Source organism: Flagellimonas aurea (genome assembly GCF_017313785.1).
GTDB classification, from domain to species: Bacteria; Bacteroidota; Bacteroidia; order Flavobacteriales; family Flavobacteriaceae; genus Flagellimonas; species Flagellimonas aurea.
In genome coordinates, this window is record NZ_JAFLNL010000003.1 from 349,425 (window position 1) to 361,779 (window position 12,355).

A 12,355-nucleotide genomic window follows, 5' to 3' on the forward strand; every position below is an offset into this window, starting at 1 on the left:
CCTTGCTGGCCTTGACACAAAATATGACCGATGCAGGTATCCGGGAAGAGGTGAACGAACTCTTTGACCAATTTATCCTGGACGCCTTTGACGCGGTGGATCCCATAATGGACATTGGACAGGAATTCGCCTATATCGGGATAGGCATCATCGCATTGAAGGTGTTCATGAACGAACAGACCCGGGCCGATTTTTTCGCCTATCTCAAATGGGTCCCATTGGCGTTCATCCTGTTAAAGTACAAGGTGTTCGCACGGTCGATATTCCAATTCTATGAGGGTATCGGAAACTCGTTGAAAGGCAACGATGTCTCATGGGACATCCTACAGTTGAAGATATATCATGCCCAGACAAGGGCCATGGAGGACATCGGTTCCTCATGGAGCCTGTTCGATATGGACTGGTCGGCATTGGAATCCCTGATCTTGAGCGGTATGACCTCCGGGATCACCACCTTCGCCTCCATTGTTTCCACCGTGGTCTTCATCGGGATTAAGGCCATGTCCGTGATCTATCTGTTCGTACTCATCGTTTTCGGCCCGCTCAATATCGGGCTGTCGTTCATCCCTGCCCTATCGGGAATGTGGAAGGCCTGGTTGCAGAAATTCATGTCCGTCTGCCTTTGGATCCCCATGTTGCACCTGATCGACAATTTTATGCTCAAGATCATGGAAAAGCTCATTGACTCCCTATTGTTGCGTACCGAGGCCAATCTGGGGCTGGTCCTGACCAGTGCCCTTCTGATGCTGATGAATCTGTTCGTCTACCTCAAGGCCCCCACTCTTTCCAATTTTATCGTACAGGGGATGAACGTGAATGCCGGGCAATTGAAGGAAAAGACAAAGCACTACGCCAAAAAGGCCGCACAAACGGCCATTGATATAAAAACGGGTGGGACTACAAAAGGTGTAAGAACTTTGATTCAATAAGAAATATGGAATTCAACGAAGGTTATAGGGTTTTCAACGATATTACAAGGGCAGAGAAAAGATCCAACCGCTTGGTTGTCCTATCTTTAACTTTCATGCTCTTTAGTTTTTTGTGCTGTACCTATGTTGTCTATAGGGTCAATGAAAGTGCAAAGAACAGCTTTTACCTTTTGGACAGCGGCCAGAAATTGGCCACTGTCAGGGTCAAGGACTACAAAAGGGCCATCGATATACTGTGCGAGGGACATGTGGGGATTTTTCATGAACTTTTCTTTGGCCTGGAGCCGGACCTGGGGTTCATCAAAAGGAATATCGAGGGAAAGGCGCTTTATATGGTCGATCGTTCGGGCATACGGCTCTATAACCGTTTGGTGGACCAGGACTATTACGAGGATATCGCCAAAAGTGGCTATTCCATTGAACTGGAGAAGGACAGTATCATCATTGACTATTCTTCCTATCCGTTCAGGTTCAGGTTCATCGGAAAGCAAAAAATTGAAAGGGACGGCGAGACCGAATATCGGAACCTGGTCACGACCGGCTATTTGATGGAGACCAAATCAACCCCCAATAATCTGAACGGCCTAAAGATCGTCCGTTTCGATGTATTGGACAACAAGGACCTACGCAAATGATATTTGTTGACAACATAACCCGGTACGGTACGATCAGATCTCGATTATCGGGTAAAGAAATTTTACTATGGCATTGAACACCCATAAATTGAACGATTGGATCAGGAACCATAAAGGGTTCGCCCTCGCCCTTCCCGTTGCCATCCTGCTCCTGGTCTATTTTTTGTCCACCAGTTTTGATGGATTGAGGGGTTCGCCCCAAAAACAGGAAATCGGCAACGGCTACAACGATTCCCTTCCGAACCAGTCCAGTGGGCTGGAAATAAAAGATCCCAACAGCTACTATAAGGAGTCGGTCAAGGATTCATTGGAAAGGTCAAGAAAGAAAAACGGGGTTGCAACCCTAGTGGACAGGGAGAAAGAGAACGACTCCCTTGAAAAGATACTGAACGATCTTGAGAATTTTTCATTGGTCGATGGCAAGGCCATGTCCAAACCCGAAACGGAACCATTGGGGAACACCGTCACGGATAACACGGACGACCCAGGGACAAAGGGACTTTCGGAGACCGAAAAGCGCATCGAATACCGAAAGATGCTGTTGAGGGCCAGAGAGGAACGTAAAGCCATAAGCCAGGATTTCTCCGCCCCGAACGAAAGCGTTACACAGCATGGAGCACTTTTGGCCAATATAAGGGTCAAGGCCTCGGTATATCGGGATCAATTTGTCGTTCCCGGCAGCAGGGTGACTCTTATCCTACGGGAGGAACTTAGGGTTGCCGATCGGATTTTTCCCAAGAACACTTTTATATATGCCACCGTGAACATCCAAGGGTCCAGATTGTTGATGGACATTTCCAACATAGGGAACTTTCCGATAACACTGAAGGCGTATGACCAAGAGGACGGCGGTCTCGGTATCTACAATGAAAGGGCGGGGAAACTGCTCACAGAATTCTACGCCGATGTGGAGGAGGGTGCCGTGGGGGACCTCTCAAGGGAGCTATCCAATGGAATGGACCTTCCCATGACGGAAAATGCGATACGGGCATTCGGCAAGTTCTTCTCCAATAAAAAAAAGAAGGACCGCGACGAAATATTGTTGATCAACGGGTACAAGGTATTCCTGAAAACGTAAACGGCACTCTATGGGTAAAAAACTACTATTGTTTCTTTTCTTTTTATTGATGAACCATGGGCTTTCCGCTCAGGGCATCCGTGATACCATCGAGGTTTCCAGAAAGTTCAAGACCATTTTGATCTTTCCGGAGGATATCGCCGAAAGCATCATAGGGAGCGATATCGGCTTTGCAGTGGACTTTCCAAAGGAAATCGGGAGCCGGTTCAACCCACGTATCCTAAAGGTGTATTATGATGATCTGGCCTTGGAAAAGGAAAACTATACCAACCTAACGGTCATCACCAGATCCGGGAACCTCTTTGATTTTATCCTGCAATTGAATACCAGTCCCAAAAAATTGACCTGGACCATCGAAGCCGAAATGGCGGTGACCAATATTGATGACAGGGCCGTCTCCTATCAGGGACCAAAGGCCATGCAAGGTCTGGAACCCGGATCCAATAACGGATCTTTACCAAAATCGGAGGAATCCGGTCCGTTCTCCATGCAAGAGATCGAGAAAATACCGAAGGACTCGGTGTTGCAATTGGCCACCTCGGACCTTTATGCCCATGACCCCAACGAGTACTATCGGTTGAGGAGTTATTACATGCAGTTCGACAAGGCCCTGATCCCGCGTTATTTTGCACGGAAAGGCGATGTCTTCCTGTGGCTCAAAGGGGTCTACTATAACAACGACGAGCTCTATATCCAGTTCAGGCTGGAAAATAAGGAAGGGGTCGACCTCGATATCAACTTTATCAAATTCTTCATCAAAAGTTCGTACAGAAATGCTTCTGCACAGAAAATCCCGATTAATAAAAATAACGGTCTTATGCTCGAGTACAAGGTCCCCAAGATCGTAAAAGGGGGATCCGAGAACCACTTTGTCATCGTCCTCAAGAAATTCTCCCTGGACAACAAAAAGGAACTTTTGGTGGAACTCGATGAAGAGGGAGGAAACCGTAACCTGTCCATGTCCATTGGCAGGGACATTATAAACAATCCTAAACGATTTTGATTATGGGAAGATCATTGGTGCTTTTTTCGTTCTTGTTTATGGCCATATCCCTTTCCGCACAGCGGGGCGGGAACTATGCCTCTTCCGTGGGTCTCAGCGGTGGATATGCAGAGGACGGTTTCGGGATCATGGCAACGTACAATTACCACCTGAACAGGAACACCTATGCCCAGTTGAGCATATTTGCCGCCATTGCAGTGGACAAGGGGGATTATGATATCCCCTACAATATTTTCACGGTCCAACCCGGCTATTTCCTAAAAGTATGGGAACAACCCAATTTCAGGAGATATGCACTGAACGTCGGCGGGGGCGGGGTCATTGGATATGAAGTGATCAACAACGGGAACAATACCCTGGATACCGGGGCCGTGATAGGTGGCAAGAGCAGGTTCATCTATGGAATATATGCAGGTATCGAATGGGAGATGATCCTGGGGAACGACCTTTCGCTATTGATAAAGGCCAATGAGTACTACCATATCAATTCTGATGTCGGCAATTTTTATCCCTATGTGGGGATCGGCCTGCGCTACTTTTTATTCTGAACATAACCGGACACTATGAAAAAAATTACTCCACTACGCCTTGTTTCCATAATCCTGTTGAGCTTTTTGTTTGTTCTGTCATGCAGCAAGGATTTTGACGGCATCGTCCAGGATTCCTTTGATTTTACCCTTACGGAAGACCACAATAATGATGGCTTTGTCTTTGAGGCGGTCAAGACGGATTTTTCCCTGGAACCGGAAAAAGTGGTCACCACGACCTCCTATTATATGAAGTACCGTATCGAGAACGGCAAGGGATACTACCTGTCCATAGGGAATGATACGATATACCAGAACGATACCATTCCCATCGGGGATTTTGATGTGTCGTTCCGTTATATGCCCATCGATACAGGTGCACATAAGGTCAAAATCCTTGCCTGGGACTCCAACAAGATCGAAAAGGAACTGGATCTGGTCTATAATACCACATATGCAAGCTTTGGCTTTTTATTGGGCAAAGGGACCGACCAATTTATCATCAACAGCAAAAACCCCGTAAGTGTGACCCTTTTAAGGGACAGGGACACCGAAGATCCCGCAAACAACGGAAACCAGGAATTTGAGGTTTCCTACCAATTGGAAAACGGGACCGGCAAGGTCTATTTTGGTGATGCCGCCTATGATCCCGGGGATGTCTTTGCGCTCCCCAAAGGGGTCAGCGACCTCGAATACCTTCCTGAGACCTTGGGCAAACACAAGTTGACCATGGTGGCGAAGGCTCCCGATGGTGCTACCATCACAAGGGAACTTGTCCTCGATGTGGGAAACCTTAACTTTACCTTTCGGGCCACGGGCGCTTCCACCCAAGTGGAACTCGACACCAACATCGCCATCAATATCGACCTCCAGACACAGGATGGGGAAAGTGACGTCACCTATGATATCGGACATTCCTTTTCTCCGGGAAGTGAGGGTGGCGGAACCGTTAGGGACCAAAACGGGGGCGTAATGGATGCCGGTGCCTTTAGGTCCATACTCCCGGGCAATTACAATTTCACCTATAAGGACAATGTGCTCGGCCAACGAAAGATCTACTTTGATGTTCGCGACAGCAACGGCCAGATGAAAAGGGATAGCGTGGAGATCGAGGTGGCCAATATTCCGTTCACTTTTAGTGGCAATGCGGAGAGCAACCAGGTATTTGTCAACCAAAGGACACAGCTCAATTTCAACATCAGATCCAGCGGAAATACCTCCAATATCGATTATTTCCTTTCCTACAACATAACCGAGGGCAATGGAAAGGTTACGGGGACGGGCGGGAACAATATCCAGAACAATACGGACTACCCTGTCGACCTTGGAAACTTCTCCCTTTTCTATACCCCAGAAAGCCTTGGGAGCCATCAGATCAGTTTTCTTGTGACCGACAATTTTGGGCAAGAGGTCGGGCCAATCGAAATAGATCTGGACGCAAAACAATTGGAGCTCGATTTCAGTGCCTCTGCCAACAACAGTGAGGTATTGGTGGGCCAACGAGGGGCCATTTCGCTGAGCCTTATCGAAAAAGGGGATTATGACGGGGTTTCCTATGAGCTCAACTATTTCATTACGGGTGGGGATGGCCAACTCTATAACGGGAATTCCCCGATAACGCCCAGTCAATATTTTACCGTTACACCGGGAAGTTTCTCCTATGATTTTATAGGGCAGCAGGCAGGGACCTATGAAATCTCCTTTTTATTGCGCGACAGTAATGGCCAGCTTTTGGAAGAACAGGTCACTGTAGTGGTGGGCAACAATGATTTCAGTATTGTCATGACCCCTTCGAAGGCAACCGAATTTTCAAACAATCCTGTTGGTATCATTGTGAACATCGATGAAGTTCCGAATGGGGCGAACGACACCTATACCGCCTTTTATTCGTCGAGCCAGAACGGATCCATGTTGGTCAATGGGGTTTCCTATGGACCAGGGGAGAATTTTCCAATGGGCCCCGGGTCGAACAACATTACCTATACAGGCCTGGAGCCTGGTCAGCACAGTATTGTACTGAGTGTCAAATCAGGTTCTGACGTTACCCGTACGTCCAATACTACTATTACTTTCGATCAAGTCGATTTCACCTTTACTGGGGGCATTCAAAGCTCGGATATTACCGTGGAGGAAATTACTTCGCTGAACTTTAATATTTCCGAGAGTGTGGGATCATCCGACTATACCATGCGCTTCAGCATGAACGGAAATGCCATCATCAAGGACAGTAATGGCAATGTGGTGAGTCCTGGGAACCTCTATGAAGTGCCAAAGGGCAACTTCAATTGGAGCATTGAGGGTACTGACGATGGCACGGTAAGCATGACCTTTTATGCGAAGAACGATACAGGGCTAGAAAAATCGGTGAACATTGCCGTGGACGTTACGGCCAAGGACTATAATTTCACAGCTTCCGGAACTGCCCAACAGGCATACACCGGGGAGGAAATCGATGTGAATTTCAATATTTCCGAAATAGGCATTGGTGGCGATACCTATGAAATGTACTTCTCCGTTAGTGGAAACAACGGCTCTTTTCGGTATAATGGCAATACCTATTCAGCTGGGGAAAGTTTTACGGTACCGGTAGGCTCCTTTTCCGGAAAATATACCGGGAACAGTGAGGGAAACCATAATCTGACCTTTACGGTGCGTTCCTCTTCCGATGTGGAGAAGACCGCCAACGTCAACGCGAATTATGAAGTGTACCAAGAACCTTTCACGCTCAATATCAGTCAATCGGCCCAGGATAAGTACATCAACGACCCGTTCGATATCACCGCCATAACCAATGCCACGTCTGGCCATGACCAGAGTGTTGGTTACACATTGGTGTTCACCTTTACCGGGGCCAGTGCCGGCACTGTCAGGTATAAGGGAATCACCTATAATGAAGGGGAGGTCGTTCCTCTGGATTATGGTAGTGCACCCATGCAGTTCTTTCCGGAAACGGATCAAAGTTTTGTGATCAATTTCTTGGTGCAGAACTCCACGGGACAGTCACAGACCGAGAGTGAATCCATCGAAATGTTGAAATTGCCGACCGTTGCGGCCAAGGGTGAAAAGCATAACATCAATTGCGGAGGTCTTAACGGGTGCGATTATCAGGTCAGGATATATACCTGCTTTAACATTAACTGTTCGGAGGCCTATAATGGAGCAAGCCTGGAACAGGTCGAAATCCGTATTTTCAACAGACAGGACAATCGTTGGGATACTAAATTGTTGAACTACAGCGAAGCCAAGGGAAGTGGTGTCGACAGATATTTTGAGATGGAGACCGAACCCCGTGAAAGTAGGTTGAAATACCTAGATCAGAACTATGAGGTACGGGTCAGGGACAGTGATGGCCAATGGAGCGATTGGGTTACAGGGAGGATAATTAGAGTTTGACAAATATGGTTGGGCTAATTTCCTATTATTTAATATGGGGAATCAACTCCGTTTATAGGTATAGGTGATGACAACGTCCTGATTATGCAAAAAATCATTCTGTTCCAGTACGAGTCGGTTTTTGGTAAACTCAATGATCCGCATATCATTTCTGTTCTCGAAGCGTAGAATTTCATTGTTGATCAATTCATATTTATCATCCTCGACGTTATTATATGCCGGAACTTCTCCACAGGACAAACCGTTTTCATTAATGGAAAAATCATTTTTTTCTCCGGTCATACCTTCGGAAAAAAAGGTCAGGTTGTCCTTTGAACACTGGCGGATTTCGTTTGTGTTATATAGGTCAATGTTAACAGTGCCGTCACCATTGATGTCAACGGCTGTATCAGAATCAATAGCCTCATATTCCCATTGGCCAAAAAGAGCCTCGTTTCTGTCCTCAACCGAAATATCTTCGTCATTATTGCAAGAAGATAGGATCGATAAGGTTCCAACTACCAGTAAATACTTTCGCATGAAATAAGTTTTCTACTTAGAAACAACAAAAGTTGAATCAAATTAAAATACCGGCAATCCTTAATTAACAAAAAATCTTAGCATAGTCAGAGATTCATGTCATTAATTCAATTCTAAGCCGATGAACAATTTTAAAATTAGGATAAAATAGGGTAATGATATTGTTAAAAATTAAACTCCTAACTATAAAACAACTTGTTAATTTATTTTTTTCAAAAAGGTAATCAAATTGGGGATTTTTGCCTGCATGCTGTAACTAAATATTTTTAGCACTAATACTGATGGTCTCCTATTCCATCTTCAAAAAAATTGATCTATGAGTTACCCAAGAAGAGGTTAGGTTACAACATTAAATGAAATGCTTGGAATATTCTTAACTTAGATGAAAAGCTATTTCAATGAAAAATAGGCAAAGAGTAATCATTGTTGGCGGTGGGTTTGCCGGACTTGAGTTGGTCAAAGGATTGGCAAACTCAAAAAAATATGAAGTTATTTTGGTTGATGTGAACAATTATAATTTTTTTCCGCCATTGATTTATCAGGTTTCCACAGGCTTTATGGAGCCTTCTGCCATAAGCTATCCATTTCGTAGAATACTCAGGAAAAAGGAAAATGTCCGTTTTAGATTGGGCAGTCTCGAAAGAGTTGTCCCTGAAGAGAACAAAATCATCCTGAGTAATGGAGAGCTAATCTATGATATCTTAGTGATGGCAACAGGAGCAGAAAGCAATTTTTTTGGTAATAAGAATATTGAACGATACAGTCTTCCAATGAAGACCATAAGTGATGCTCTTTCCCTCAGGAATACCATACTGGCACGATTGGACCGAGCCACTCGTCTACCCAATTTGGAGGATCGTAGGCGATTGCTATCCTTTGTGATCGCAGGTGCGGGGCCAACAGGGGTGGAACTTTCGGGTATCATGGCAGAGATGAGTTCCTTTATCCTTAAGAAAGACTATCCCGAACTGAGTCAGGATGACATTGGCGGAATTTATTTAATCGATGGCCAGGATGCTGTATTGACAGCCATGTCAACGAAATCACAGGAATATACTTATAAAAAGCTAAAAAAGTATGGGGTCGAAATTAAACTGAACACCTTTGTAAAGGACTTTGACAATGAAAAGGTAATGTTATCCGATGGAACTGAAATTAGGACCAAAAACCTTATTTGGGCCGCAGGGGTCTCCGCAAAAACATTTGAAGGGTTCCAAGTTGAGAGCTTTGGAAAAGGTAAACGGTTAAAAACCAACACCCATAATTTGGTAGTGGGTTATGATAATATTTACGCTCTCGGGGATTGTGCACTAGTTTTAGGCGACAAAACCTATCCAAATGGACATCCTCAATTGGCTCAACCAGCTTTGCAACAAGCAAAGAACCTATCTGAAAATTTGAAAAGGACGAACGGCAAATGGAAGGCTTTCAGATATATAGATAAAGGGTCATTGGCTATCATCGGGAGAAATAAGGCGGTCTTGGACCTACCGGGCCAAAATTATTTTGTAAAAGGTTTCTTGGCGTGGCTCATATGGATTTTTGTCCATATTATGAGTCTTGTAAATTTCAAGAACAGGGTAAGGGCCTTTTTTGATTGGATCGTTTATTACATTTATAAGGACCAATATTTTAGAATGATAATCAAACCAAAGGAAAGAGATTCGACGAATCGTTAAGATCCTTCAGTCAATTTTTGACAACAGTATATTATCGTGTTGTCCGGGGCAAGATTTCCTGATTATTTACAGCACCTGATTTATACCTTCCAATTCATAGGATTCAGGAACTCCAAACCAACTTAAACGGTCACAAATTAATGTTTTTTGCACGTTTGTACCATTATCCATTTGTGAAGAATGTCACTTTTGCGGCACTATTGCCTGCATCGGAAAATACTTAAACATATGAAACTTTTTTGCTGGATCATTTTCAATAAATTCTTTCAATTCTTGTTCATTGTCAACTTCAATTATACCAAGCCCATAAGGAGATTTAGGGTCAAGTACAGGGCCAAAAACAAGAACCTTTCCCTTGTTCATTAGGCTTGACCAATAAGCAAGGTGCCTTTTCATAATGGACTGCTCATCTGTAGTCCTTGTTTGAGCAAAGTCAGGCCTCAAAGGATACATATGTAACACAAAATATTTTTTCTCCATATTTTTTTGGGAAATACATCAACGCCTTTCTCAGGTTTAAGCCATCTTTTTATTTACTGCTCACCTTATGTAAGATTGACATTTCTTCTTCTGTCAAAGTGGTACTAATCGCTTCTTTAAACGCTTTTAAATGATGGGGCTTTGTAGCGCTCGCAATCGGTGCGGTCACACCTGGTCGTTGTATGATCCAAGCCAAAGCTACACCTGCCAATGAAATATTATGCGCATCCGCAATTGGATCCATGGCTTCCAAGATTGCCAATCCTCGCCCATTTAGATAATTCTCCACAAAGACTCTTCTTTCCTTACCTATAAAATCGCTCTCCTTACGGTACTTTCCCGTTAGGAACCCACTCGCCAATGAAAAATAGGTGGTAACGCCTAGACCGTTGTCCATACAAATTTCTTGCATTTCACCTTCAAAGGAGTCTCTTTCCAATAAATTATATTGTCCCTGATAGACTTCATATTTTGGCAAACCTTGTGTCCTTGAAGCTTTCAGGGAGGCCTTGAGTCGGTCAGAGGTAAGGTTGGAAGCCCCAATATGCTTTACCTTGCCCTGCTCCATTAGCTCCTGATAGGCCTCCAATGTTTCTGTTACAGGGGTTTTATCATCATCCCAATGTGTATAATACAAGTCAATGTAGTCCGTTCGAAGCCTTTTTAGTGAATCTTCAATGGCCTTTAAAATGTAAGGCTTAGAAATATCCTTACCTCCTTGGCCCATATCGGAACCTACTTTTGTATGAATACTAACATTTTCCCTGACCCCTCTATCCTTCATCCACTTACCGAGTATGATTTCAGATTCGCCACCCCGGTTGCCCTCTGCCCAACGGGAATACACATCCGCTGTATCTATGGTATCGTAGCCCATTTCCAAAAGTTCATCCAGCATTTTAAAGGATTCTTTTTCATCCAATGTCCATCCAAATATGTTACCTCCAAAAATGATGGGGGCCGTACTTAACTCGGATTTTCCAAATGTTTTCCTTTCCATATTATTATAATTTTCAACTGATTTTTGTTATTGTTTTACTTGTCCCCTGGTTTATGTGCGAAAGTATAGTAAGATTATGCCCAATGTCATACCGCAGCTGACCCAAGGTCTATACATCAGGAATCAGGGAACCATCAATACCCTTCCCAATCTACCTTTTTGTTCAGCCCTTTCATGAGCCTTTTTGACCTCCGATAGTCGAAACACCTTATCCACGGGAACCCTTACTGCTCCATCGGCTACTGAAAGTAAGCTCTTTTCAATGATTTCCCTGACCCATGGCTCATGCATCACGGTTCCCAAAAGACAGCCGATAAGATGCAGCCTTTGCGAGATGATATACATAGGGTCGATATAATCAGATGTATTAGCATTGCCTGAAATCATCACTACCTTCCCCCCTGCTTTTACTGCCTTCATACCATCCAATAGGATATTTCCACCAACAACATCAATAAAAGCATCCACACCCCGATTATCAAGCATATCCTTAACTTGCTCATGGATAGGTCGCGCTCCAATCAAAATTGTTCCTTTGGCACCATACCCATACAATTTTACCAAGGTGTCGGGGTTTCGTCCGCCCACATATACCTCAATACCCTTGTTGGCGAGCAATTGAAGTACGGCATTGCCCACACCGCCAGTCGCTCCCGTTACCAAAACCCTATCCCCTTTTTCAACCTGGCTTAGATGAATCGCCAAAGCAGCAGTACCCACACTTATAAACGAGGCTATCGCCGTCTGAACATCCAAACCGTCCGGAATCATAAATGTCGTGGATTCCGGGGCAGCCCTCAATGTGGCATGGGAACCTTCGAAATCAAAGGTCACAACCTTTTGCCCGATTTTGAATCTGTTGGCTTTTATGCCTGTTTTTATTATTTCACCGGCCGCAGCAAACCCCAAAATATGACTTGGATCAGTTGGAGGTTGCGATCGACGTTTGGACAAATCTCCACCCTCTATGGAAATAGCTTCAACATTGATAAGCACGTGATCCTCTCCCATTAAGGGGTCGGGTACCTCCTCATAATCGAAAACATCCGGTTTGCCGTTTATCCTATATGTTGCTGCATTCATATTAAAAAGTCATTTGTAACGTTCACACA

Annotated in this window: 11 protein-coding genes; 7 read left to right on the forward strand and 4 right to left on the reverse strand. The window is 44.5% G+C overall.

What is annotated here, in order from left to right; all coding sequences use genetic code 11:
* Positions 1-2: 2 nt before the first annotated feature.
* From J0656_RS07500 to J0656_RS07525, 6 genes are all read left to right on the forward strand, one after another.
* Positions 3-929 carry a TraJ family protein gene (locus tag J0656_RS07500; protein WP_207032638.1) on the forward strand — a complete coding sequence of 309 codons (927 nt, stop codon included), beginning with the start codon at positions 3-5 and terminating at the stop codon, positions 927-929.
* A gap of 5 nt (positions 930-934) precedes the next feature.
* Positions 935-1,564: a hypothetical protein gene (locus J0656_RS07505; protein WP_207032639.1), complete on the forward strand. Its 630-nt coding sequence runs from the start codon at positions 935-937 to the stop codon at positions 1,562-1,564.
* A 67-nt stretch (positions 1,565-1,631) separates the two neighbouring features.
* Complete coding sequence (traM, locus tag J0656_RS07510; protein ID WP_207032640.1) at positions 1,632-2,642, forward strand: conjugative transposon protein TraM; 1,011 nt, start codon at positions 1,632-1,634, stop codon at positions 2,640-2,642.
* A 10-nt stretch (positions 2,643-2,652) separates the two neighbouring features.
* Complete coding sequence (locus tag J0656_RS07515; RefSeq protein WP_207032641.1) at positions 2,653-3,645, forward strand: DUF4138 domain-containing protein; 993 nt, start codon at positions 2,653-2,655, stop codon at positions 3,643-3,645.
* Between the two features lie 2 nt (positions 3,646-3,647).
* On the forward strand, positions 3,648-4,193 hold the full coding sequence (locus J0656_RS07520) for a conjugal transfer protein TraO (RefSeq protein WP_207032642.1): 546 nt from the start codon (positions 3,648-3,650) through the stop codon (positions 4,191-4,193).
* 15 nt (positions 4,194-4,208) lie between these two features.
* Positions 4,209-7,565, forward strand: coding sequence for a TraQ conjugal transfer family protein (locus tag J0656_RS07525; RefSeq protein WP_207032644.1), 3,357 nt, complete (start codon positions 4,209-4,211; stop codon positions 7,563-7,565).
* A 42-nt stretch (positions 7,566-7,607) separates the two neighbouring features.
* On the opposite strand, the gene J0656_RS07530 is transcribed toward J0656_RS07525, so the two are convergent.
* Positions 7,608-8,084, reverse strand: coding sequence for a hypothetical protein (locus J0656_RS07530; protein ID WP_207032646.1), 477 nt, complete (start codon positions 8,082-8,084; stop codon positions 7,608-7,610).
* A gap of 398 nt (positions 8,085-8,482) precedes the next feature.
* Between J0656_RS07530 and J0656_RS07535 the strand changes: the two genes are divergently transcribed.
* Positions 8,483-9,763, forward strand: a complete 1,281-nt coding sequence (locus J0656_RS07535) for an NAD(P)/FAD-dependent oxidoreductase (protein ID WP_207032647.1) — start codon at positions 8,483-8,485, stop codon at positions 9,761-9,763.
* A gap of 183 nt (positions 9,764-9,946) precedes the next feature.
* Here J0656_RS07535 and J0656_RS07540 read toward each other — a convergent pair whose 3' ends face one another.
* The 3 genes from J0656_RS07540 to J0656_RS07550 form a co-directional block, all read right to left on the reverse strand.
* Entirely contained in the window at positions 9,947-10,243 is a 297-nt protein-coding gene (locus J0656_RS07540; RefSeq protein WP_207032648.1) for a YciI family protein, read from the reverse strand.
* Positions 10,244-10,292: 49 nt separating this feature from the next.
* The gene (locus tag J0656_RS07545; RefSeq protein WP_207032649.1) at positions 10,293-11,243 is read right to left on the reverse strand and encodes an aldo/keto reductase; all 951 of its coding nucleotides are present in this window, start codon (positions 11,241-11,243) and stop codon (positions 10,293-10,295) included.
* Between the two features lie 123 nt (positions 11,244-11,366).
* The gene (locus J0656_RS07550) at positions 11,367-12,326 is read right to left on the reverse strand and encodes a quinone oxidoreductase family protein (protein WP_207032650.1); all 960 of its coding nucleotides are present in this window, start codon (positions 12,324-12,326) and stop codon (positions 11,367-11,369) included.
* Positions 12,327-12,355: the final 29 nt, after the last annotated feature.

What these genes read in the sequence shown, in the direction of transcription:
- J0656_RS07505 (WP_207032639.1), top strand. Translation starts at nt 935, where the DNA reads ATGGAATTCAACGAAGGTTATAGGGTTTTCAACGATATTACAAGGGCA.
- traM (WP_207032640.1), top strand. Translation starts at nt 1,632, where the DNA reads ATGGCATTGAACACCCATAAATTGAACGATTGGATCAGGAACCATAAA.
- J0656_RS07515 (WP_207032641.1), top strand. Translation starts at nt 2,653, where the DNA reads ATGGGTAAAAAACTACTATTGTTTCTTTTCTTTTTATTGATGAACCAT.
- J0656_RS07520 (WP_207032642.1), top strand. Translation starts at nt 3,648, where the DNA reads ATGGGAAGATCATTGGTGCTTTTTTCGTTCTTGTTTATGGCCATATCC.
- J0656_RS07525 (WP_207032644.1), top strand. Translation starts at nt 4,209, where the DNA reads ATGAAAAAAATTACTCCACTACGCCTTGTTTCCATAATCCTGTTGAGC.
- J0656_RS07530 (WP_207032646.1), bottom strand. Translation starts at nt 8,084, where the DNA reads ATGCGAAAGTATTTACTGGTAGTTGGAACCTTATCGATCCTATCTTCT.
- J0656_RS07535 (WP_207032647.1), top strand. Translation starts at nt 8,483, where the DNA reads ATGAAAAATAGGCAAAGAGTAATCATTGTTGGCGGTGGGTTTGCCGGA.
- J0656_RS07540 (WP_207032648.1), bottom strand. Translation starts at nt 10,243, where the DNA reads ATGGAGAAAAAATATTTTGTGTTACATATGTATCCTTTGAGGCCTGAC.
- J0656_RS07545 (WP_207032649.1), bottom strand. Translation starts at nt 11,243, where the DNA reads ATGGAAAGGAAAACATTTGGAAAATCCGAGTTAAGTACGGCCCCCATC.
- J0656_RS07550 (WP_207032650.1), bottom strand. Translation starts at nt 12,326, where the DNA reads ATGAATGCAGCAACATATAGGATAAACGGCAAACCGGATGTTTTCGAT.